The sequence below is a fragment of the Ensifer sp. ENS11 genome (assembly GCF_014851895.1).
GTDB classification, from domain to species: domain Bacteria; phylum Pseudomonadota; class Alphaproteobacteria; order Rhizobiales; family Rhizobiaceae; genus Ensifer; species Ensifer canadensis.
Window position 1 is genome coordinate 1 of the sequence record NZ_JACVAN010000013.1, and the last position, 23265, is coordinate 23265.

Sequence of the window (23265 nt, forward strand, 5' to 3'; positions counted from 1 at the left end):
GAAAACGACAAATCCCCATAGACCGGCAACCGCGCTTTCCATCCCGCGGGTTCTTTCACTGGAGGCTTTCGGACGCCGGCCCGAGCCAGGCCAACGCGTGGAGCGCCAGCATCCGAAACCCATCACAGCAGCAGACGCGTGCGTCCGCACTACAAAGCTGCGGTTAGAATCCCGTCTGGCGGGCCGAGAACGAAACTGCGTTTACGCTAGTCCCCTCCCTCCGGATGAAGCGAAACTGGAGGCAGCCGCTCTCTCGACGTCCGTCAGGCGAACATTGCCCCAGTCAAATGCGGCGCAAGGGTCGAACCGATCAGCTCGTCTTACGGAATTCTCGTGGATCGCTGACCCAAGGGGTCCACCGCCGCGATGCTAAACTGCCCTTGTTAATCCAAATCTCGTTGATTGTCCCCCCCTGAGCCGGAGCCTCGTCCAAATATGGATAGATGCCGAGGTATTCCTGACCCTGATAGCTTGTCTGATGATTTTTCGTCACGGGAAGTATCGCCACGGCGCCGTTGAAGCCGTCAAAATAGCCCAGTTCCCAAGGCATCCATTTAGAAGATCCGGAATTTGCAGTATGAACGTAGACGAGTGACTTACACTGGCGCATCCGCATCCGAATTAATTCCGCGTTTGCAGCGGTGACATTGGCTCTGTCCAATTGCGGATCTTCGAGCCAGTCGACGTAGACTGTTTTGCCATAGTCCTCCAAAACGCCTTTCACGCCGAGAATGATCTCAGCGTCAGAAGTCGAATGGCTGAGAAAAATGTCGAAGTTACTTTTGGCTTTTGCTGTTGCGACTTCCTCCTTGAGAACGACTTTCGCCGTTCTCAAGCTTCCAACCTTCTGCTGGGCGCGCTGCCGTATGCGGCTTTCCGTGAATGTGGACACCAATTCCCCCTACATTATCTGACGATGATATTCTGGGGCGCGCTGCGCGGCAGGACCATGTCGCTGACAGGGACTTCAAACCCTGCACTTAAAATCAATGCCGGTGCATTATTTGAGCGCATCTGCCGTGAAAGGTCATATTCGCAAAGCGTTCGATCATCGTAGGTAGCATCAATCATCGTCACGAGATTGTTCAAATTTCCCGCGATGCGATCCCACGTTGTCACGGAAACCTTTGCCTTTGGGGCAAGTAAGTTATCGATGATGCGGGTGGGAAGGTATGGGTAGCGCCGTTCATATCCCGCCCGGTCGCTGATGGTGCTCCACGAGGTGCAATCAGGATAGACCGCGGCCTTCTCAACTTCGTGCGCTGCCGTCCAATATGCGGGATTGGTGGACGGGAGCTGGACAACGAGGACGCCGGACTGTTTATTGACCGCTCCATCATACATGCTGGAGTAGATTTCCCAATCGACGTGCTTCCTTCCCCTGGTTTCGGTGCCGACCAGAACGACGGTCACACTTGAATCTCTGAGATAATCATCTCGGATGATCCGACGGGTGCTTTCGGTTGGAAGATTGTCGTTGATGTCGTTCGTATCAACAGACACGTCGATGAACAGACCATATTGGTCGGCCCATTGTTGTAATTGGTTCTTGGCCCACTGGTCGTTGGCGTGATGGTAGCTGATGAAGACTTTGTGCATCGGGTTACCTTATTTTCCGGGCAGCGGCCGCGAGTTTTAGGATTGGGTCGATCAGTTCATTGAGGTTCTCACGCGGCTCGCGCAATTCCTTCAGCGCATCGAGCTGAGCTGCGTCTCCGTCAGCACCGTGACCAATCCAACGGTCGGCCAATTCAGCGGCGGCATAGCCGGTGGCACCTATGGGAATACAGATCACGCCATGTTGTCGGGCGATTTCGAACTCGCGGAACATGCCGTCGGCGACAACGGTATCGTCGCCAACCTTCTTGTTGCCAAACAGGAACAACGCGATGCCCGCTGACGATATTATGTCTTGGCGGTAGGCTTCCCAAACTTCCGTCTGTTTCGCCCCATCGGCGATATATTGCGGAAAAGGCCGCATCAGCATTCGATCCTCGATATGCCCCTGGCGGTCTGCGTAAATTGCTTCGAGTGCGCCCGTGAACAGGGCATTGCCGACGCCGAGGCCCATGCCTGTCGCAACGCGAAGCTTCGCCGAGATCAAGGCCGAACCCAAAGTCCGCATAAAGCTTGTGACCGCCGGCTCACCCCATGGCGCGAAGTCACCAGCGCTCGACGCAACGAAAATCGTCCGGCTACGGTGTTGCCGTTCAATCTCGGCCAGGATGTCGGTAATCTCGCTATATTCATCGACCAGCACGGGACGAATGTTGAATCGCCTCAGGTCTTCGAGCACCAGTTCTTGGCGAATTTTTCCATACTCAAACTCGGCCTCGCTTTCATTCATGCGGCGGGTCCGATTCCGAAAAATGGCGTAGTGACGGCGCTGGTTAGTTTTGAACGTTATCCGCACCCGAGCCAGCACCTGTTCAAGGTTCGGGTCCGTAAAACTGAATCCGATGAACAAGAATGATTTCGACACAAGATCACCAGCCAGCGCGTTGGTGAACGCTCCACGGTCACTCGCATAACGCTCGTAATCATCGCGCGTGGCGACTGCTTCATCTGGCCGGTCAACATCGCCATGCATCTTGTAAACGATGGCGTCGCGGCGGGGCTGCGTGTTTGCCAACTGCGGTACGGCCCATTTGACATCGACAATCTTGCCTGCGTTTTTTAGCGCAGTCTCGATCAGCTTGTCGTAGTTGGTTGTCCAGTAGGTCGTTATGGGAAGCCGCGCTAGAAATCTGTGATTCGCGGTGGGCGGGTTACTTGCCGAGAAGGCGTTGACGATAGCCGTGTGAAGAGCGTGCCGATTTTGGTGATTCGCGTTCACATGAAATTGCGCCACCGCGACCAGATCGGACTCTTTGTCAACGTCGAGATGGAGCTCTTCGGCTAGCGGTCGGACCAGGTTACCCCAATCCACAAATCCGGCAGGAGCCGACAGTCCGGCCCCGGCAAAGATCGCTGCGTTGCCTGCCTCGATTTCCGAAAGAAAATTGGCAACAAACCCCTTTATATCATCCCGCATCGATCAACCCATCTTTGGTCGTTGGTCTTACGGTCTGACAATAGAAAATATCGGCCCCGTCCCCTCGCGAAATATGGGTGCGCTGGGCCAGATATTCAACCTCAAATGGCTTACCTAGAGCATAAGGTAAAAGTTCTTCTCCAGACTGACGCCCAAACTGAGCAAATTGCTTGGGGGCGGCCGCTGGTGCGGCAAGCTAACCTTCGGTGAAATCATCCACTCAAACCATAACGGCGTTAAATCGCGAATGCCTGCTTTAAGGATCATCGGCACCATCTCGAACGACCGACCTGGGGCACAGAGCAGCCGAATCTGTCGACAATGAAGCATGACCGCAATGGCGAAGGTTTTTCGATCCGGGCCGCAACACTGCTGTCGATACAACGTTCAGTAGGCGTCCTTCCAAGGCGATAGCTGGAGGTGCGACCCGCGGCAATAGTTCTCGAACGGAGCGCAATATCTGCACCGAAAGAAGGCTTGAATCAATGCTTTGCGAGAGGACTCTTATGCCAGTCGATGGAACCGCCATTCGTCAATGGGGAGACCGCCACGAATGCAGAAGGAACTTGCCGATCCTGGTCCGTCGACTGATACGCGAGACTACCCCATCTCTGTCAGAGCTGCGCTTGACTGATAACGAAGCCATCGAGTTACCAGGTCTTGATGGTCAGTGCGAAGCTGAACAGGCAACAGCTTGGGTCCCGCAGGAACGAAGCGTTTGGGAACTGGGATGCAACAGCAACTCGACATTCAATCTGGCAATCGGAAACCGATAACCCAGATCTCGAAACGGAAGTAATCTACCGGCTGGCCATCGAGGGCATCCAAGTCGCTGTACATATAGACTGTTGAGGCAATTCGATCCACACCATCGGACCGTCGCGTTTCCGTCGATAGCCAGGGGTGTTTCGTAGCAGGCCCTTCGTGGAGCTCCCGGTCTGACCGAACCTCCTAGCAGGCTGTTGAAAAAGAAGGTGGCCTTGAGGTTTTCGCCGTGATTCACTCGCGTCGTCGATTTTTGGAGTGATGCATGCGCGGCGGCGATGTGAGGACGGGCGAACTCTTCAGCTATGTCGATCTGGAGGATCGCGTTCGTAAAGATCATCCGCTACGGGCAATTCGGCAGATGGTGAACAATGCGCTCGTTTCACTGGAAGGGGAGTTCGCTGCGCTTTATTCGCCAATTGGGCGGCCATCGATCGCGCCTGAGAAGCTTCTGCGCGCCATGCTCTTGCAGACCTTCTATTCGATCCGCTCCGAGCGGCTTTTGATGGAGCGGCTGGAATACGATCTTCTGTTCCGCTGGTTCGTTGGCATTGGCATTGACGATCCAGCTTGGGACCATTCGGTGTTTTCGAAGAACCGCGACCGGTTGCTGGAAGGCGACATCGCCGCGAAGTTCCTCGGTGCGATCCTTTCGCAGCCCAAAGTAAAGCGATTGCTGTCAACGGACCACTTCTCTGTCGATGGCACGCTGATCGAAGCCTGGGCATCGATCAAGAGCTTCAAGCCGAAGGACGGCCCAAGGGGCGATCATGGCGAACCACCGTCGGATGCGGGCGGTCGGAATAAGGAAGCAGACTTCCATGGCGAGAGACGCTCCAACGAGACGCATGCTTCAACGACCGATCCCGATGCGAAGCTTTATAGGAAGGGAAAAGGCAAGGAGGCCAAGCTGTGCTTCATGGGGCATGGGCTGATGGAAAACCGCCATGGCCTGCTGGTCGATGCCTATCTGACGGAGGCCAGCGGATATGCTGAACGGGTAGCGGCGTTGCATATGATCGGGCCCTTCACTGAGCGGACACGAGCGATCACGCTGGGTGCCGACAAGGCCTATGACACAAAGGACTTCGTCAAAGATTTGCGGTCGATGAAGGTCACGCCCCATGTGGCGCAGAACATCAATGGTCGCCGCTCGGCCATTGATGGACGCACGACGCGCCATTCCGGCTATCGGGTCAGCTTGCGCATCCGCAAGCGCATCGAGGAGGCGTTCGGCTGGATCAAGACCGTCGCCCGGCAGGACAAGACGAAGTTCCGTGGCCGCGACCGCGTCGGATGGGCCTTCACCTTCGCGGCCGCCGCCTATGATCTGGTGCGGTTACCGAAACTGATAGCGGTGCTGTCATGAGCGCGGCGTCGAATTGCCGTCTGATTGGCCGCTGGCGGATCGTTGAGGCCGATCTGTGGGATCGGGATTATCTCGACCTGGTCGAGCCCGCCACAATCACAATCAGTGCCGGCGGTCATGGCGAGATCGCCTTCGGTGCGATGCAGGCGGCCCTCGATCTCGCCTACAGCACGTCCATGGTCTCCTTCACATGGGCCGGATGCGACGAAATGGACGAAGTCTCGGGTGACGGTCATGCCGAATTGCTCGACAGTGGCTCGATCGAGATCACTTTCGCTTATGATAATGGCGACGAGGCCATCCTAAAGGCCAAACGGGAGACTTCTTCAACAGCCTGCTAGTGCTCAGGCCGCCAGAACCGCTCCTCGATGACAGCTGGCTGCTCTCCAGGAACCCTGAAGCGCTCCTCCCTCACGGAAATGTCAAGGTGCTCGTGGAACAGTGCCACGTAATCGCGTTGGGTCTGGAAGTCGGACGGCACCTCGCCCAGCTTGGCGGCTACGTCGAGGGACGCTCCTCCGGAAGAGGTGACCGGGATGACTTTCGCATGCGGCTGAAATTGCCTGAACATCTCGTATTCCGCGACGATGCCGCCCATGCCGCCGATGAAGACCGCCGCCTTGAACTCGTGCTCCTTGAACATGCGCTGCCGCATGTGTTTCAAGCTCGCCTCTCGGTCATTGTTGAGCTTCTCCGTGAAAACGACGTTCCGGAAGCGCTCGTTGTCTTCGGGGAACTCGTCCTTGAAGAACTCGGACTGATAAAGCGTCACCCACTCCGCGTAGTCGATGCTCATGCCCTCGGACATGACGAGGATCATCGGGGTGATAGCCGGATGGCCACCCCAGACAAGGCGCCTGCGCCCTAGGGACACGTAGGCGAGCGCGGACACCGCGGCGGTTATGGCAACGGTATCCGCCGTCACCGCGAATTCCGGCCCACGCCTCGGGTCTGGAACGCCCGCCGATAAGAAGATCGCTTCAGCCATTATTCGTCCATCCCTGCCAAGGCCCAGCCGGCCTCGGACACCCGGATAGTCTTCACTGCTTTAATCTGCTCGTCCAGCCACGCGAGATGCGCGATCCAACTATCGCGAATTCCGATGTGATCGTAAACAAGTACGGGTACCTCGCCCTGCTCGGCCTTCTTTGCCTTCGTCGCGACGTCGTTCAAGGTCTCGGCCGACGGGATACCGACAATCGGATAGGCCCAGATAAGGCGCTCGTTCAGCAGCCGTACGGCAATTGCCCGGTGGGCGCCCACAGCCTCGACTGCGGCGCCGATCTTCTCGACGTCCGCCCTGAGCTTGCCGGTGATCGACATGTACCGCGCGGCGATGCTCATGCTCCGGAGCCGCTCGACGCGTAGCACGATCGAGTCTGCCGTTGCATCGACGATCGGGCCATCAGGACCGAGGAGTTCTTCGGCATCGAGATACACAGTCTCAGCCATATCCATCAGACGGCTCGGCGTATGCTCCGGCCAGATGACACGAATGACCTGGATCTCCTTCGCCCGAGCCCGACCGATCTCCTGCCGCGTCCATCGGCTCGCGAAGTAGCTGGGAGTATCAAGCATAACGACAACGTCGGAGTCGACCAGCCGATGCCACAGGACATCCTGGAACGGTTCGCCGGGACGTATGTCATGCGTATCGAGGAAGACGTCGAATCCTCGAGAGTTGAGGAGGTCGTGAAGCTGCAGCGCCGCCGCGCGGGACTCCGTTCGTCTGTAGCTGACAAAGACCCGGCGCTGCGCGCGCAGGAGGCCGACGCATTCCAAAGCCGCTCCCGAAAGCTCCGTCAGAGCCGGATCGTCGGACCGGCGTCTCAGCCCGTTCGCGAACTGCAGCGAGGGCGGGATCGCAGCGCCAAAGTCGCCCGAGTGATCGACTGTCGGGATGATTGGCAGGCTTGCGGCTTTGAGTTCGTTTGCGACGTCGACGTCGCGTTCCTTGCCACCGCCGAAATAGACAGCTGCAAAGGCGTTTCGCGGATCGCGCTTACGAACGGACTGGCCGTCATGAAGCAGGACTTCCGTCCCGACCGACAAGCCGAAATCGGCAATCATTTCACCTATTGTTGCCGCGAACACGGCGCGTTCTTTCTCGGTCGGGGATCCGAGTATCGCTAGTTCGTAGAGGCTCATCGACCCGCGAGCCCCGCGGCGGTTTCAATCCATCCACCTATGTTTTGGTGTCCGCGCTGTTGCACGTAGTCGTATGCCATGCAGTGGCTCGAGATCTGGACGACGCTGCCCGACTTGGGAGCGGCGAACCAGAGGTCACTCTCTGGGATCGCGCGGGTATAGTCGGAGTAAGATACCCACTTCCCGCCTTTCCACTCGGCGAGATAGATGGAGCCGCCTGTTCTGTAGACGCCCATCTGTGCGAGTGGATCGTGTCCCCTGGTAGAAATGTATCCGTTCCGGTCCTTGACGCCATTGATATGGACGGTCAGCAAACCGTTGCCCTTGATGATACTGCGAGCGATCTCGTAGCGCACCCAGCGCCTCTGCCAGGTGTCCGTTCCAGTGAGGACGCAAGTCACCGAGGTATTCTCGAGTCCTTTCCGGAGAAACGCCTTCAGCGTGTCGTCGTTTTCGCGTTTGGAAGCCTCGAACACGCTGTTATCGAAAAATCCGACGTCGACATGGTCAGGCTTCGCCACCCATGAATTGCGGACATTCCACGCACGCCAGACGTCGGATGAATAGTGAAAGGAAAAGAACGTTCTACGCGCCATTGGCTGTTTTCCTGCTCAGGGCATCTGATTGCCGTAAAGGCGGATTCCCTTCCCCGCCGCGTCGAAGCTCCCAATTCCGCCTGTCGAGGTTCTATCGAGATGTCGGTAGAGCTGAAGATATTCGTTGCCGTGCGTGACGCCGCCCCCGTCGCGTGTGGGAATGACAAGGATTCGATCCAGGCTTTTGACGCCGTCTGCGTTTCCGATCTCCCAGGGCACCAACGACTTCCCATGGAATTCTGGGTTGCGAGCAAGAAGAACATCTCGAGGTCGCGGATCTTCGCCTGGATCTTTTCCGCGGTTCGGCGATCCGGACGTTCCGGCATCGTCGCGTCCTCCCAGTCTATGTAGACCTCCCATCCATTTCTGTGGAGGTAACCCTGCAATCCTTTGGCGAGTTCGGCGTCGAGGTGGCTGTGACACAAAAACGCCGTACGCTTGTTCTGCGCCCGCCCTTCGCTCGCTGATTTCCTTACCGTCGAGTAGCTCGCCGAGCTACGGATCTCGTTTTGGTCAATGGTCATGTAGTTCCCCTCGCCCGGGAAAGGATTTTGTCTGATTCGCAACTCATAAGCGAGCACTCCACCTCGCCATCCACTCTACGATTCTCATGAATCAATAAGCAGGAACTGAGCTACGAAGTGCCAATCTGAAGGAAAATTCCCGCCGCAGGTCAGAGTCTCTTGACACAGGGCCTGAGGTCATGGTCGCAGGGGTATTGAAAGTGATCGAGGCCGCGACGAAGAATTGATGAGGCGAATGTGGCTTACGAATGGGATGTGTTTTTAAGTTATCCGAGAGCCCCGCAAGTGCAGCCGTGGGTGGAGAAGCATTTTCTTCCGGTGCTCCGTGGACATCTCGATGGACTGCTCCCCAACGAACCAACGATCTTTGTGGATTCCGCTCAGCCAACCGGGGTCGATTGGCCTGACAATATCAAGCACGCCCTCCTGCATAGCAGAATAATGATTGCTGTCTGGACCCCACCTTACTTCCGTTCGGAGTGGTGCATGGCGGAATGGGAGAGCATGATCGCGCGCGAGGAAAGACTCAAACAACGCGGCGGGGTGCCTGCGAATGGACTAGTTTACCCCGTCGTATTTTCGGATGGGAAGAACTTCGACGACCGTGCGAAACGGACTCACGCAAAGGATTTAAGCGCATTTACCTACCCCTATGATTGTTTCCGTGAATCAAGGGAATATATGGCGTTTCACGATGCGGTATTTGCCGTTGCTGAGGAAATCGAAGCTCGCCTCGGGGACGCACCAGAGTGGCAACCAGATTTCCCTCTCGCGAACGTAGAGGCAATTGCCCAGACCGGTCCCCGCGTTAAGTTGCTGAGGTTCTAGATGCGCGGCACAGTAGTCACCTTCTACTCTTATAAGGGCGGCGTCGGACGGTCGTTCGCGCTGGTGAACGCCGCGGCGCTTTTGGGTCGATGGGGCTTTCGCGTTTTGTGTATTGACTGGGATCTGGAGGCTCCAGGTCTCGAAGACTTTTTTTCGCCCTTCAAAAGCGACGATGAGTTTTCCACCCGTAGCGGCCTCGTAGAGCTGCTGGCCGACTTCGCCAAATTTCGCCAAACTCCTCTACAGTGGCGCGACTATGTCTGCGGACTTCGTACAGCCCAACTTCCAGGCGTAAAGCTGATCAAGGCCGGTCGATCAGATTCCGACTATATGCGCCGCGTACAGCAGCTAAATTGGACGCGGCTCTACAAGCAAGGCCTGGGTGAAGCGCTTGAGATCATGTTTGATGAACTCCGCAATGAGTACGATTTCATCCTTATCGATTCGCGCACTGGCATCACTGACTTCTCCGGAATCGTAACGGCACAGCTCCCCGATATTCTGGCTTTTCTTTTCACGGCAAACGAGCAAAGCCTGGTCGGCGCAACATCCGTTGCCCGACGCGCCGCGGAAATCAGAAATGATCTAGCGATGGATCGCTCGAAGCTCCTTCTGCTGCCGATCCCCGCCCGCTTCGAGGCGCAGGTCGAGCACCGAATTTCAATGCATTGGAGAAACCGTTTCGTCGCGGCGTTAGAGGAATTTTACACTGGATGGGCTAACCAAGATGTCCCGGCCGAAAAGTTGATCCAAGCTGCGACGATACCATACGTGCCGTTTTGGAGTTTCGGCGAACGAATTTCAGTGGTTGAAGATCCATCTTCAGACTCCTCCAGCATCAACTACAGCATGGAAAATCTTGCCGCTCTGCTCGCACATAAGTTGGGACAGACACGACTGCTAGCCGGATCACGAGACGAATACGTCGGAGCCGCCCGGCGCTTGGCACGTATTCCCGATCAGAAGTCTGTATTCTTGAGTTATTCGCGGGAGAACCGTGACCTCGCCCGCCGCATCCAGCAGAGTCTCCATCGTTACGGTGTTTCTACGTGGACGGAAGACAATCTGCCAAGTGGGAGCAAACTCGAAGGCTTCGTCGACAGAGTAGAGAAGGCCAATCACTTTGTGCTTCTACTTGGCAAAGACGACCGCCACAATCGCTGGGTCGACGCAGAGGTTCGAACCTTTCTTCGGCAGGCCGCATCTGACGAGGCGCCTCGTTTGTTTATCCCATTTATCACAAGAGACACGAGACGCGAAGATCTTCCCACTATCGTCCAGCCATATCGGTTCCATGTCCTCACCGATGATGCCGACGACGCGGCTCTGAAAATTTGGAGCCAAATTCATCCTGTGGAAGCCGAGCCGAGCGAGGCACATGTGTTGCGTGTACGCGTCACCTCAGAAGGAAACGTGCCCGTCGCCGGTGCTCATATCTGCGCCCTATCGGAGAACGGTACCAGCGTTGAAAGTGTTACCGACGACGAGGGACGAGCAACGTTAGAATTGCGTGCATCGCGTGCGTATAAGATTTTGTCCGCTCATTCATCTTACTTGCCAGCAGTTATCAAAGATTTCCACACACACGATGTTCTCGAGCTTCGCCTGAAGCGACAGAGAGCGATTGGCTCCGCTGTTTTGCAGTCGAGCGGCTACATCCCAGGTTTGAATGGTCGTCTAAATCCTATCCTTGATACGCTGAATCGAACGTATCTATACGCCGATAATATCGCTGTAGACGGAGGCAAGAAGCAACCTACAGCGTTTACCGTCGACGAGCCATTCATTTTGGAAGATAATCAGGGAAATGTAATTCGAGCAGCGGTTCGACTTATTGAAGGGCGGACTACGCTTATCGAATATGAGAAAGTTACCTCCCATCTTGAAGCACTTGTCGTCCTTCGAAATGATATAGAGCGCTCACTTCGAACTGCCGCCGATCGGGAATTTTCGGAGGATCCAGCATTTCGAAAAAATTCGAGAATGCTATCACTGACGCGACTGGCGGAAAAACTTTTGTCTGATAGAGCGGATGCTGCGCCACTGTTGCAACTTCTTCGTAGCTTCACAAAAACAGCGAACGCTGCTCTCCACGGTGAAAGTGTTGAACCCGGCGCGATAAGGAAGGCACTCGGCGCAGGACGACAGGCACTCTTGCAGCTTGACCTGACGACGGCTGACCCTCCTCGCTAAAGCATACCCAAGCTCTGAACCTATTCCCGGTCATTTCGCGCAGGTCCAGAGCTCCTCTGACGATCCGGAGCGCCGCCTGCGGCCAAGTGGCTTTTGCCCCTTCCCCGCGGCCCAGGTGATGGTGCTGGCCACGCCTGCCCGCAGAGGGTTCGGAGACGTCGGCAGGCAGCGCCCAGCCGGATGGCTGTTCAACGATCCGCCGGCGGGTGCGCAGCACGTCGCGTGTGGATCGTCACCTCGTGTGTCGGCTTGCGTATGTGATGACCGGCGTCGTGGAGCACGAGGTCTTCGAAGACGAGCTCGCCGTTGATCTAGGCGAGTGAGCGCAATGCTGCGTCCGAGATGGGCCGCAGGCGCCCTTCCTGCCAGGTTAGTCATCTTAGGCGATCATTAACCATATGAATTAACTTCGTAATTAGCTGTAACGGAAGCGAATGGCGCTCAAGTTTCCGTCATCAGGACGCCGCCTTTCACGACACGTCACTATCGATAGGTACTCCGTATCGCTAATGATGGATTTGGGATGATCCACTGATGACACCGCAGGGGCACAGGTGATGGTCGATTGGATCCGCATCCGATCCTCCGGGAGATTGCAACCAGCTATGTCGGAAGAGCTTGACCCATTGCCTCTCCGTGTCATCGTGATGTGATGATCAAAGGTGTGCTCTTGGATCTCGCCGGCGTCATCTATGATGGCGAAGATACCGTGCCTGGCGCGACTGAAGCAGTGGCGCGCCTGCACGAAGCCGGTCTCCTCGTTTGCTTTGTGAGCAACACCATCCGCTCAAACAAGCAAACCGTACTCGACCGGCTCGCCAGGCTTAGTTTTTCGGTTACGAGCGACGAACTCTTCACTCCGGCGCAGGCGGCGCGCAATTGGCTTCGCAAGCACGAGCGATCGCCACATCTTCTGGTACACCCCGATCTAATTCAGGAATTCCAAGGCCTGGAAGGCAGTCGCGGGAAGGCGATCGTTATTGGCGACGCGGGAGACGCATTCGACTACGAAGCGCTAAATGCGGCATTTCGAGAGCTGGTCGACGGAGCCGAATTGCTCGCTCTCGCAGCCAATCGGACGTTCAGGGATTCCGACGGAAAACTCAGCCTTGACGCGGGAGCGTTCGTCGCTGCACTGGAATTCGCAAGCCAGAGAGACGCCATTGTCCTTGGGAAGCCGGCTCCGGCATTCTTCCGCTCGGCACTCGCCACCATCAACTGCACGGAAGGAGAGGCCGTGATGATCGGCGACGATGCGGAAACGGACGTCGCTGGGGCCTTGAGGATCGGTTTTGCCCATGCGCTGCTGGTGCGCACCGGAAAGTATCGCCACGGCGACGAAGGCCGTTTCGAGCCTGCACCGACGGCGACACTGCGCGATATTTCCGCCGCGGTCGATTGGATTCTCGCAAAGCGCAGAGAAGCGGGGTGAGTGGAATAAGCGGGCGCGCTGCCAGACAGCGGACATCAGAGCTTGGGGTTGTGGCTACTGTTTTCCAGCATCTAACTGAAAAGATTCCAACTCCGCGGTCGCTGGTGCGCTCTGTCTGCGCCCAGAGTATCCGGGAGTGCCGCTTAGCTACCGTTGAAATTCACGCAATCAATGACTAGCTTGCAATCAATGATGAATGAGAGGTGCCAATGGCCAGCATGACGATCCGAAATCTCGACGATGCACTTAAACAGCGTCTGAGGTTGCGCGCCGCCTCGCATGGTCGATCGATGGAAGACGAAGCACGCGACATTCTTCGCGCTGCGCTATCCACCGCCGGCCAGCGGCCAACCAATCTGGCGCGTGCCATTCGCGCGCGTATCGAACCCCTCGGGGGCGTAGAGCTCAAGGTACCTGCACGCGACCCGATTCGTGACGCTCCGGATTTTGGCGCGTGATTATTCTTGACACCAATGTTTTGCCGGAGCTCCTGGCCCCGTGCCCTCGCCTGCTGTTGAAGCTTGGTTAGGCGACCAACCGCCGACTTCTGTCTTCACGACTGCCGTTACCGAAGCTGAAATCCGATATGGTATTGGGTTGATTGGCGGACGGGCGCAGGCGGCAGAGCCTGGAAGCGGCGATCATGCCGATATTCAGCGAAGACCTGGCCGGCCGAATTCTACCCTTCGACAGCGACGCAGCTGCCGCCTATGCGACGCTCGCCATCGCGCGACGCAAGGCTGGCCGCCCCATCAGCCAATTCGATGCACGGATTGCCGCCATAACCCTCTCACGCGGCGCCGCACTGGCGACCCGGAATGTCGCCGACTTCGAAGCTACCGGTGTCGTAATCAATCCGTGGGGCTATAGAAGCTAAGGGAGACCACGGTGGCGGAAGCGGCAGGCAAGTTGATCAGCGGGGATCCGGTTCTCAAACGTGCCGAGGAGCTGGACGCGCTCGACGCCATCCTGCCGTTCGACCGCCGCGACCAGCTTGCTGCCCTTCTCACGGACGCCGATGTCGCGACGCTGAAACACCTCGCCGGCGAAGGCATGGGTGCCAATACCCTGAGGGCGCTGGCCTCCGACCTCGGCTATCTCGAAGCCTGGTGCCAGCTCGCCACCGGCGCTCCTCTCCCCTGGCCGGCGCCCGAAAGCCTGCTGTTGAAATTCATCGCCCATCACCTCTGGGACCCGGCTAAGCGTGCCGAAGATACAAGCCATGGCATGCCGGCAGAGGTGGAAAGCGGATTGCGCTCCCAACGCCTCTTGCGCGCCACAGGACCACACGCCCCGGAAACCGTTCGACGCCGGCTAACAAGCTGGTCGATCCTCACCCGTTGGCGCGGCCTCATCGGTTCCTTTGACCGCCCTTCGCTGAAATCCGCCCTGCGACTGGCCGTTCGCGCCAGTGCACGGCCGCGGCAACGCAAGAGCAAAAAGGCGGTCACGGGCGATATCCTGGCGAAGCTTCTGCTCGCGTGCGCCGGCGAGCGTCTGGTCGATCTACGCGATCGTGCACTGCTTCTGGCCGCGTTCGCCTCCGGCGGACGGCGCCGATCAGAAGTGGCAGCGATGCGCGTTGAGGATCTCAACGATGAGGACCCGGTTCGGACAGATCCAAACGACGAGAAATCCCTTCCCCTCTCCTGCCTGTCGATCCGGCTCGGCCGCACGAAGACGACGACGAGTGATGGCGACGAACATGTGCTGCTGATCGGCCGGCCAGTGGTTGCGCTGAAACGTTGGCTGGAGGAAGCCAATATCGAAGAGGGGCCGGTGTTCCGACGCATTGACCAATGGGGGAATATCGACCAGCGGGCGCTGACGCCGCAGTCGGTCAACCTGATCCTGAAGGGCCGCTGCAAACATGCCGGGCTCGACCCGACGCTATTTTCGGCGCATGGGTTGCGGTCAGGCTATCTGACCGAGGCTGCCAATCGGGGCATCCCGCTCCCTGAAGCCATGCAGCAGTCGCTGCACAAGTCGGTGACGCAGGCCGCTCGCTATTACAATGACGTGGAACGCAAACAGGGGCGCGCCGCCCGGCTGATCACCTGATAAGACCGCTGTCTGAAGTCGCCGACGTCGATGCATCGTTGCGGTGGTTCAGCGATCTTGCATAGTCAATTTCAGGCTTAGTGACCCCATCATTAAAGGGGCGCAGATATACGAAAGAGAGAGCAAGGGTGAACGATTGCGTTGGCGGAGAATGGTTCCACCTCGCAGGCAAGGTCGCAGAAGGACGGCAACCAGCCTTCAAATTTTCGATGCAGCGAGTTCATCATCTGCAGGGGGCTCGAACATCTGCGCCCATTTCAAGATCATCTCCTCAGAGATGCGGAATGCGGTGGCCGGAAGCGACGCATTCCGGGCCGCCAACCGGGTTAAGATCTCTTCGATCGGCGTCGGCGCATAATGAATGATAGTGTTGGCTCTCAATTGCACAGCACGGCTGCGAAACTCGTCGCGCTCAGTCCGAGACCAGAAGCCGAAGTCCAATATAACATCAACACCTTGTATGAGTATGCGCCCGGCTATCTCCCAGAGCAGTGCTTCTATGGCACTGTGCCTCGTGTCGTGCTCGGGATCGTTCAGATCTTGACCGAAGAGGCGAAGATGCCACTCATCCGGCGTCAGCCGAACAGCCGGTAAGGCCCTTTCGAGTTCCTTCGCCCGCGTTGTTTTACCGGAGCCCGGTAATCCAACCATCAGATGCAGCGTCGCCAATGAGTATCCTTTTGCCTTAGCCGTCTCGGGTTGACTTCGTTCAAAGGTAGCAACTGGTCGAGAGCTGCTGGAGACGGCGCGGAGTTGTCTGCTTAGCATGCTTCAGGACTCGCGCTTGCGACGGTTGAGCAGCTTCTCACGATCGGCTCTCAATTCGCCTTTCGGCCCCTCAGCCGCCTATCAATGGGCGATGGCGCTGATTTGAGCGCGTCTTGCTGCAAGACAATATGTCGACCGGACCGTCCATTCAACACCCTCTCCCTGCCACCCAAAGCAGAGAGATGGAATCGGCCTTTGGGCTCCGATAGGCTGCCCTTGGCCGGATGAGTAGCCGCGGTTGGGCAAAAATGAGTTATAGAAAGGAATTCTATAGCTCATGAAATGGAACTGGACACAGCAAGGCTGGCCCGAATTCAGATTTGACGCTTCCCGGCTTGTCACCGCGGCCGTCATCAGCTCGCGCCAGCTCGAAATCGCACCGTTCGGCCCATGCATCGCGATCTTCTGAGAGAGCTACTTCAGCGGCTTCCCGGATCCCTACCACGACAGACGTTTGGAACATGAAGCCCGACCGCGCCGATTAGGAAGTTGCAATTCCCCGACTGATTGTACCTCGTTGCAGACGCCCACAAAGGTGCAGAGCGAGGAACCGACATCCGTCATGGCGCCACTTCACGAAAGGCGCGCGCAAGATTTTGCTCCTGGCACTTGCAAACCCTGACAGCTGTCAGGATTTCCGTTCCTCAGAACCACATAGAGAATCCGCACGAGGCCAAGCCCGACCAAGCTGAGCCGGGGCAGACGCGTTACCCCGCTCACCGAGGAAAACGAGGTGCAAGCGCAAGTGCAAACCGCCGTAAGTGTCGGCACCACTTGGCGCCCTAAACCCTGACAGCTGTCAGGGTTTAGTGTTCGGGCGCTCCCCCAACGTCCACTACCAATTGCCGTTGGATTTTGTAGTGTCATGGCACCAGTTGCTGTGAAGTGGTTCAACTCGACGAAGACCTACGAGTTCGTCCAACCAGACAACGGCGGCACAGACGTCTGTGTCGAAGCCTCAGCCGTTGAGCGCAACCAAACATCATCGCAACGGCGGTCAGAACCACAATATCGATGCGATCCAGGACCGCAAATCGGGCAGATGTCGGCTGACAATCGATGGAGTTAACTCGCCTCCCGGCTGCAAGTTTTCCATATGATTGTTATACTGCCCGGCATGGGCGTCTGTTCTACGTACTCTGCGAACTCCATATCCGCGTTCCGACACTTGCTAGGACCTTAATCGCCGCCAATCGTACCGTCTGGCGTCTCACCGATGGGGCCACGTGAAGTTTTCTAGCAGGTAATGGGAACCGGTTCGAACGTCGTTGTACAGCGCCTATATCCGCGGCGTTTGGCCTGTTCAGCCGTGTCCGCCGCGCCGCACGGAGACGACCTGAATGGACCCAAGCGGGTTGTCGAACTCAGCCGCAGCATCGGGTGGTCCGCAGAGGCTACCTGGCTCGCGCGTGTGCATGGACGGAAAAGTGACACGGGTCGTCACGAACGGACGCACAGGGAGGAACAAATGGCCGATCTGAAGAGCGAACTGGACAGGATACTCGGACGCGTGACCTCGGGTCCTCAGAAGGACCGGGTTCCTGGGGTTGTCGCGATGGTCACAGACGCCGAAAGCAACAAATACGAGGGTGCTGCGGGTGTGAGATCCTTGGCCGACGACACGCCGATGACCACCAGCGATATCTTTGCCATCTTCTCGGCCACCAAGGCGATCGGCGGAACCGCGGTGATGCAATGCGTCGAGGAGGGGCCGCTGGACTTGGATGCTCCAGCAAAGGAATACGCCCCAGAAATCAGTGAGTTACAGGTGCTTGATGGATTCGACCCCGCTGGAAATCCGAAACTGCGCGCACCCCGAACTGAGATCACCACCCGCATGCTGATGCTGCATACGGCGGGCTTCGGGTATGACATCTTCAATGAGCACTACAACAGGCTGGCCAAGGACCACGGCCAGCCCAGCGTCGTTTCCGGCACGCGTGCGGCCCTTAAGACGCCGCTCCTATTCGATCCGGGCGAGAAATGGGAGTATGGCACCAATATCGACTGGGCCGGACAGGTTGTCGAGAGCATCCGAGGGAAACGGCTGGGCGAGGTGCTGAAAGAGCGCGTGTTCGGCCCGCTGGCCATGTCCGATATCGCGTTTACGCGTACGGACGGGATGAAGGCGCGCACAGCCACGATGCACGCACGCGGAGAGGACGGCGCACTGAGCCCGATGACCGATTTTGCACTGCCGGACAACCCCGAGGTCGACATGGCAGGCCATGGCCTTTACGGATCAGTAGGGGAGTACATGAAATTCATCCGCATGTGGCTGAACGATGGTGCGGGGCCAAACGGCCAGGTGCTCAGACCCGAGACGGTGGAGCAGGCGGCAACCAATGGCCTGCAGCCACATCAGAAAGTGGTGATGCTGCCCGGAGTGATCTCCAGTCTTTCGCACGATGCCGAGCTCTTCCCCGGGCTGAAGAAATCTTGGTCCTATACCTTCATGGTCAACGACGAAGTCGCGCCGACCGGCCGTCCTGCGGGCGCGATCGGCTGGGCCGGATTGGCAAACCTGTTCTACTGGATCGATCGAAAGAACGGCATCGGCGGGTTCTGGGCGACCCAGATTCTGCCCTTCGGCGACCCTGCCTCCTTCACGGCCTACCTGGATTTCGAGACGGCAACGAATGTCGTGCAAGGCATCAAGACCGCCGCCTGAGAAACTGGGACTCGGATGTAACCGCGATCCCATCTCCAACCACTCGGTCATCCGCGGAAGGTTGCGCAGGCAACGGCTGCAGTGGCTCTCCTTGCTTGTTCCGGCAGTTGACTCGAACGACAAACTTCCACCCTTTGCGTTCGTTCGGTTGCTGGGGTAGCACGACGCGATTCTGACCCAGACCGGACATTGCGGATGGCGCCCCCGGCGCTACGAAGCGTTGAGGCGCCGTTTGCTCGCATTAGTGCCATCAGCATCGGCCCGAGCGAAAACTCCCCTCGCTGCGCCTTTGTCGTCAGATTCCTGAGATAGCCGCCGGCCGAGTTGATGTGCGCTGCTCGCTCCAGGATGCAAGCCATCGTCGCGGCCGCATTTTCCGGCCCCATCGCGTCGCAGGCATCCTGATAGGCGCTCGGACTGACGCCAAGCATCGATCGAACCACCACCGCGGCAGCCATCAGTTCGCGCCAGCTCGAAATCGCTCCGTCTGACCCGTACATCGCGATCTCCGGGCAGGCCTGCAGCACCATCCCCAACTGAAACGCTTTTAACGGCTCGCGCTTCGGCTCTGGCTTTACCTCAGTTTTCGCCCTTAGCTCCTTTTCAGAGCATGGTTCAAGTTCATGGATGGATTCGGTATGTGAATTCTGTATGTGACGTTCAAAACCGACAGCATTGGTGCTCGTTTTTTCCGAAATCATCTGCATTTCCAGCAGATTGAGAACTTCCGACTGCAGAATCTGCATTTCATCGAGGATTACCTGCAGATCGCCGATGGTGGGTGTGCGCGGGATCCGGCCAACTAGAGCGACATACATCAGTTCAATCGCTCCCCAATCGCCAGAAGCTCTTTCTTCCATCGCTGCGGAGATCAGCTTTCGAACATCGCGCCGGCAAATCGAGAGCGTTTCCTTGACCCGACGGAACTCCGCGCGATCGGCCGCAACCTGCTGCGCCAACTGTGCCAGCTCGTCAGCGCGCGCAAGCAGGGGCGACAAGTCGAAGCCGTAAGCGTCCTCAATTTCGCCTGAGCGATCTTTGCGGGCATATCGCTTGCCGTTGGCGCTGTCCTTGCGGACGATCAGGCCCGCTTCAACAAGTGCTGCCAGATGCCGGCGCAACGTTGTGCCGGCAATGCCATGCGCTCGCACTGACAACTGTGCATTGGAGGGGAAGACAATCATCGCCCGTTCCCGAGAGAGTTCAGCCTCAGGATAGAACGTCAGCAAGGCATCAAGGACGGCAAGGGCCCGATCCTGAATTCCAAGCGAAGCTCTCGCCTCGGACGCGTCGCGAAACACCTTCCACTTGTCCGCCGTCTTGCCTGGTTTGATTTCAGCCGTGGTGAACTGCCTTTTGACCAAGGCAAGCGTCATCGGCCGCCGTCCAAAGGGCGTCGTCACATTTCCACTCTGCATTTCTCTTCACCTCAAAAAGGCAAAAGAAACCCGCTCACCAAAAACGATGCCAAAGACTCTTGACTGGGATTCGTGGAAATGCGATTCTCAGATTGCTAGATATGAGGAAGGCTTCCACGACGGAAACGTTTGGGGGCCTTTTTCTTTTGCGCAGCTTCCTTCCGATGTCTTCTCGAAATCCTGACAGTTGTCAGGATCATTCACTGTCGCGTTGGCGAGAGAACTGCTCGGCCAAGACCGGCAACTGCTCTTCCATGAATTTTATGAATTGAACGCCTAGCTTTCCCTCAGCAGAGATCCGCATTTCCTTCGGCGTACTCTTGCAAGCACCGAGCCTGGTCCCCGAGGCGTCCACAATCGGTGTCTGCTCCTGCCGGGAAACAACGGCTGGCTTGACGGCATTCAACGCACGCTGAAACCGCTGGTCCGAACCTTCGGCAGTGCCGCTCGCCTTCGCCAACGCGGCGCGGACGGCACCAACGGCACCTGGCTTGTCGGCAATCGCCTTCGCCAGATCCAGCCAGCGCGGTCTACCAACCTTCGGTGCGCGGCCGATCGCTTCGATGATGTCGGCTGGAACGGCGCGATAGACACTTCTCATTCGAGCCAGCTCGGCATCTTCGATTGAAAGGGCGGCGTATATGTCGCGCGGCCTAATCCCGGCATCGTCCATTCGGTAGGCAAACAGTGAACGCTCAATCCAGGTAAGATCCTGACGGTTTCCGTTCTCGATGCCCTGCGCCACCACCAGGTCGAGGTCGGACATTTCGACCTCCAGCGCGCGCACTGGCCGACCGAGTTCTTGGGCTGCTCTCCAGCGCCGATGGCCGTAGACAATCTGGTAGCGGTCAACTGAAGAAGGATGACGCCGGACCTGAATTGGAACTTTCTGTCCTTCGGTCTCCATGGAGCGCTTAAAGGCCTCGAAGTCTCCGACATTGTCGTCTGGCAGACGATCCGGATAGGGAGAGGGGTCGATCGTGTCCGGATCCAGTTCGAGGATCAAACCGCCCCCAGCCTCGACAATCGCTCGCAAACGATCCCGCTCGGCACGGATGTCGTCGATGGCTCGGTGCGCAGCGCCAATCACGCCTGCGCCGACCCGGGCGATGGGAGCAGGGGAGGGCGTCTCCGATCCAGCGGGCTGATCGTTTTCCAGCTCGGCCGAAAGCAATCCGAAGTTCGCAACAATCGATTTACGGGGTGACTTGCTCATTCACGTCCCCAGCTTGAGTTGATGAGCCGTATGATCGCCTCATTGACCGCATCCACGGCTTCGCGTGCACGTTTGTGCGTGTCACGGCCAATCTGCCCCATTTCCAGTTCGTAGATCGACCGTTTGGCAAGACCTGCAGCCTCGACAGCCGTGCTTTCGATCGCCGTCGGCAATATAACGTCTGATCCAAACAGATGACGGAGCATGGCGACGACCTGCGACTGAGGCCCATCGTTGGGGTCATGCCGCGTCACCAGATACCGGATGAAATCCTGATCCAGTTGCGCGCCGCTCTCGTTCAGCACGCTGATCAGGTCTCCCATCATCAGCAGGAACTGGTTCATCGAAGCCACGTCGAGCATGGCAGGATGAACGGTGATGATCATGCTCGTCGCAGCATAGATGGCGCTGAGGGTCAAAAATCCAAGTGACGGAGGCGTATCCAGAAGGACGACATCGTAGTCGGCTTCGACTTCCGCAAGTGCGAGCTTGAGCCGTTCGAAGAAGATCGCGCCGGAGCTCGTTTTGTGGGCGAGGATGCGCGGGGTTTCGTGCTCGTACTCCATGACCTCCAGGTTGCCGGGGATCAGATCAACGCCATCGAAGTAGGTCTTGCGAATAATGTCGCGTATTGGGCGCCTTTCTGACTCGTCGTAGCGAAGCGCCGCGTAAATGGTCTCGTTGGCTCCAACGTCGAACTCTGGCTGGGCACCGAACAGAGCGGACAGCGATGCCTGAGGATCGAGATCCAGCGCCAGGACGCGGTAGCCGTTGAGCGCAAGGTAATGTGCAAGGTGGACGCAGGTCGTCGTCTTTGCGCTACCGCCCTTGAAGTTGGCGATCGCCAGAACCTGCAAATGCTCACCGGGACGCCGTCGGGGAAGGAAGCGAAGCGCCTCTGCGGGCTTTTGCTTGGCAAACAGCGCCCGCAATTCGTTGATCTGCTCGAGTGTATAGACCCGATGATTGTTTTCCAGCCTGCCCGGAACAGGGCCGCGCCCCTCACTCGACATCAGCTTCAAAGTCGAATCCGGGATGGACGTGAGCTTGGAAACTTCATTGGTCAGAAACTGACGCAGCATCTTTTCGGACTTCGGGGGATACATGCGGGTTCTGAGTTGCTGCAATTGGCTCGATAGAAGGCCCGCATGGCGCGTGATCTTGCTGCCCGCATCTTCCTTGGACGGAACAGCCGTCTCTGATCGTAATGCTATCGCCATGTATCCCTCTTGTCGGCCTGCTGCCGGTTTACCGGCCATTGCCCGCTAAAAGCTAGAACACGATTCTATCAAGGGCGTCCAGGACAATAGGGTTAATGCAAGGTTAACGCCCAAGAACCAAAACGAGCGGCGGCTGGCGCTAACACTTGGATTCTTCCAGCTTTTCTCAACTTCCAGAATTGAGAGCAGGAGAGAATTACTATCACTTTTGATGGTGAAGCGGCTTCACGATCTACCGCTGGACGGCGTGCCAAGACGCCCAACGAGAGATTCACGCGAACATATATTGCAGGCTGAATGGGCAGAATAGCCGGTGCGCCGGCCCCTCACTTTTGAGACTCGCTCAATGTTTCTGTTCCTGCAAACCTCCTCGCAGTCGCGTCGGAGAGGATGAAGCCGATGAAAATCATTCAGATTCAACAACCAGCAAGTCCAGCAGAAGCTTTACTGCTGGAAGAAATGTATCGATTGCGGGGCAGGGTCTTCGCCGAACGGCTTGGCTGGAACGTCCGCATCGAAAATGGTCGCGAGATCGATCGATACGACAGGCTCGCTCCCCTCTACATCCTGGCGGTGACACCGCGCGCGGACGTTGTTGGCTGCGCCCGTCTTCTGCCAACGTCTGGCCCAACGATGCTGACGGACACCTTTGCCGAGCTGCTACCACCCCAAGGGCTCGCCACTCACGCCCATCAGATAGAGAGTTCACGCTTTTGCGTCGATACATCGAGATCTGGGGGAGGGGGGTCTCTGCATGAAGTCACCCGCCTCATGCTCGCCGGCATCGTCGGATGCTGCCTCGTTCATGGCTTTACCGAAGTTGTGACGGCCACGGACGTGGCGTTCGAGCGCATCCTCAGACGCGCCGGCTGGCCGCTATCCCGGCTCGGCGAGCCTCGTTTGATCGGAACGACGCTCAGCATTGCCGGAAAGCTGCAGGTCAATCAGGAGATCTCCGACCGGCTGCAACCGCCGGCCTGTTGCGTAAATTTCTCACGCCTTCGCTGGCCGGTGGCCTAAGC

General features: G+C 57.6%; 19 protein-coding genes and 2 pseudogenes. 10 read left to right on the plus strand and 11 right to left on the minus strand.

Annotated elements, in window-relative coordinates; all coding sequences use genetic code 11:
- Positions 1 to 310: 310 nt before the first annotated feature.
- From IB264_RS22155 to IB264_RS22165, 3 genes are read right to left on the minus strand one after another with little or no spacing between them, the layout of a single operon-like run.
- Positions 311 to 892 carry a toll/interleukin-1 receptor domain-containing protein gene (locus tag IB264_RS22155; protein ID WP_192434044.1) on the minus strand — a complete coding sequence of 194 codons (582 nt, stop codon included), beginning with the start codon at positions 890 to 892 and terminating at the stop codon, positions 311 to 313.
- Between the two features lie 14 nt (positions 893 to 906).
- Entirely contained in the window at positions 907 to 1599 is a 693-nt protein-coding gene (locus IB264_RS22160; RefSeq protein ID WP_192434046.1) for a TIR domain-containing protein, read from the minus strand.
- A 4-nt stretch (positions 1600 to 1603) separates the two neighbouring features.
- On the minus strand, positions 1604 to 3034 hold the full coding sequence (locus tag IB264_RS22165; protein ID WP_192434048.1) for an SIR2 family protein: 1431 nt from the start codon (positions 3032 to 3034) through the stop codon (positions 1604 to 1606).
- Positions 3035 to 4064: 1030 nt separating this feature from the next.
- Between IB264_RS22165 and IB264_RS22170 the strand changes: the two genes are divergently transcribed.
- Complete coding sequence (locus tag IB264_RS22170) at positions 4065 to 5168, plus strand: IS5 family transposase (protein WP_192434050.1); 1104 nt, start codon at positions 4065 to 4067, stop codon at positions 5166 to 5168.
- The gene (locus tag IB264_RS22175; protein ID WP_192434052.1) at positions 5165 to 5509 is read left to right on the plus strand and encodes a hypothetical protein; all 345 of its coding nucleotides are present in this window, start codon (positions 5165 to 5167) and stop codon (positions 5507 to 5509) included. The genes IB264_RS22170 and IB264_RS22175 overlap by 4 nt, the downstream gene beginning before the upstream one ends.
- Here IB264_RS22175 and IB264_RS22180 read toward each other — a convergent pair.
- The 4 genes and pseudogenes from IB264_RS22180 to IB264_RS35630 form a co-directional block, all read right to left on the minus strand.
- Entirely contained in the window at positions 5506 to 6156 is a 651-nt protein-coding gene (locus IB264_RS22180) for a hypothetical protein (RefSeq protein WP_192434054.1), read from the minus strand. The two genes, IB264_RS22175 and IB264_RS22180, sit on opposite strands and share 4 nt — an antisense overlap.
- Entirely contained in the window at positions 6156 to 7262 is a 1107-nt protein-coding gene (locus tag IB264_RS22185; RefSeq protein WP_309141664.1) for a toll/interleukin-1 receptor domain-containing protein, read from the minus strand. Before IB264_RS22185 ends, IB264_RS22180 begins: the two co-directional genes overlap by 1 nt.
- A gap of 50 nt (positions 7263 to 7312) precedes the next feature.
- Positions 7313 to 7912 (minus strand): TIR domain-containing protein, encoded by a 600-nt coding sequence (locus tag IB264_RS34730; RefSeq protein ID WP_192434058.1) that lies wholly within the window; start codon positions 7910 to 7912, stop codon positions 7313 to 7315.
- Positions 7913 to 8109: 197 nt separating this feature from the next.
- A pseudogene (locus IB264_RS35630) lies at positions 8110 to 8436 on the minus strand (toll/interleukin-1 receptor domain-containing protein); the annotation flags it as partial.
- 237 nt (positions 8437 to 8673) lie between these two features.
- Between IB264_RS35630 and IB264_RS22200 the strand changes: the two are divergent.
- The 6 genes and pseudogenes from IB264_RS22200 (at position 8674) to IB264_RS22225 (ending at position 14950) form a co-directional block, all read left to right on the plus strand.
- Positions 8674 to 9264 carry a toll/interleukin-1 receptor domain-containing protein gene (locus IB264_RS22200; RefSeq protein WP_192434061.1) on the plus strand — a complete coding sequence of 197 codons (591 nt, stop codon included), beginning with the start codon at positions 8674 to 8676 and terminating at the stop codon, positions 9262 to 9264.
- The gene (locus IB264_RS22205) at positions 9265 to 11457 is read left to right on the plus strand and encodes a KGGVGR-motif variant AAA ATPase (protein WP_192434063.1); all 2193 of its coding nucleotides are present in this window, start codon (positions 9265 to 9267) and stop codon (positions 11455 to 11457) included.
- Positions 11458 to 12109: 652 nt separating this feature from the next.
- The gene (locus tag IB264_RS22210; RefSeq protein ID WP_192434065.1) at positions 12110 to 12889 is read left to right on the plus strand and encodes a TIGR01458 family HAD-type hydrolase; all 780 of its coding nucleotides are present in this window, start codon (positions 12110 to 12112) and stop codon (positions 12887 to 12889) included.
- Positions 12890 to 13098: 209 nt separating this feature from the next.
- A complete protein-coding gene (locus IB264_RS22215) occupies positions 13099 to 13347 on the plus strand; it encodes a plasmid stabilization protein (protein WP_192434067.1) in 249 nt (82 codons plus the stop codon).
- A pseudogene (locus IB264_RS22220) lies at positions 13344 to 13766 on the plus strand (type II toxin-antitoxin system VapC family toxin). The gene IB264_RS22215 and the pseudogene IB264_RS22220 overlap by 4 nt, the downstream one beginning before the upstream one ends.
- A gap of 11 nt (positions 13767 to 13777) precedes the next feature.
- Positions 13778 to 14950: a site-specific integrase gene (locus tag IB264_RS22225; protein WP_309141665.1), complete on the plus strand. Its 1173-nt coding sequence runs from the start codon at positions 13778 to 13780 to the stop codon at positions 14948 to 14950.
- Between the two features lie 198 nt (positions 14951 to 15148).
- Here the strand turns inward: IB264_RS22225 and IB264_RS22230 are convergent, their stop codons facing one another.
- Entirely contained in the window at positions 15149 to 15619 is a 471-nt protein-coding gene (locus IB264_RS22230; RefSeq protein WP_246811804.1) for an ATP-binding protein, read from the minus strand.
- Positions 15620 to 17186: 1567 nt separating this feature from the next.
- Between IB264_RS22230 and IB264_RS22240 the strand changes: the two genes are divergently transcribed.
- Positions 17187 to 18389, plus strand: a complete 1203-nt coding sequence (locus tag IB264_RS22240; RefSeq protein WP_192434071.1) for a serine hydrolase — start codon at positions 17187 to 17189, stop codon at positions 18387 to 18389.
- 47 nt (positions 18390 to 18436) lie between these two features.
- Here the strand turns inward: IB264_RS22240 and repC are convergent, their stop codons facing one another.
- From repC to repA, 3 genes are all read right to left on the minus strand, one after another.
- Positions 18437 to 19807 (minus strand): plasmid replication protein RepC, encoded by a 1371-nt coding sequence (gene repC, locus IB264_RS22245; RefSeq protein WP_192434073.1) that lies wholly within the window; start codon positions 19805 to 19807, stop codon positions 18437 to 18439.
- A 196-nt stretch (positions 19808 to 20003) separates the two neighbouring features.
- Positions 20004 to 21023 carry a plasmid partitioning protein RepB gene (repB, locus tag IB264_RS22250; protein ID WP_192434075.1) on the minus strand — a complete coding sequence of 340 codons (1020 nt, stop codon included), beginning with the start codon at positions 21021 to 21023 and terminating at the stop codon, positions 20004 to 20006.
- Positions 21020 to 22243 carry a plasmid partitioning protein RepA gene (repA, locus tag IB264_RS22255; protein WP_246811805.1) on the minus strand — a complete coding sequence of 408 codons (1224 nt, stop codon included), beginning with the start codon at positions 22241 to 22243 and terminating at the stop codon, positions 21020 to 21022. Before repA ends, repB begins: the two co-directional genes overlap by 4 nt.
- 399 nt (positions 22244 to 22642) lie before the next feature.
- Between repA and IB264_RS22260 the strand changes: the two genes are divergently transcribed.
- The gene (locus IB264_RS22260; RefSeq protein WP_192434079.1) at positions 22643 to 23263 is read left to right on the plus strand and encodes an acyl-homoserine-lactone synthase; all 621 of its coding nucleotides are present in this window, start codon (positions 22643 to 22645) and stop codon (positions 23261 to 23263) included.
- Positions 23264 to 23265: the final 2 nt, after the last annotated feature.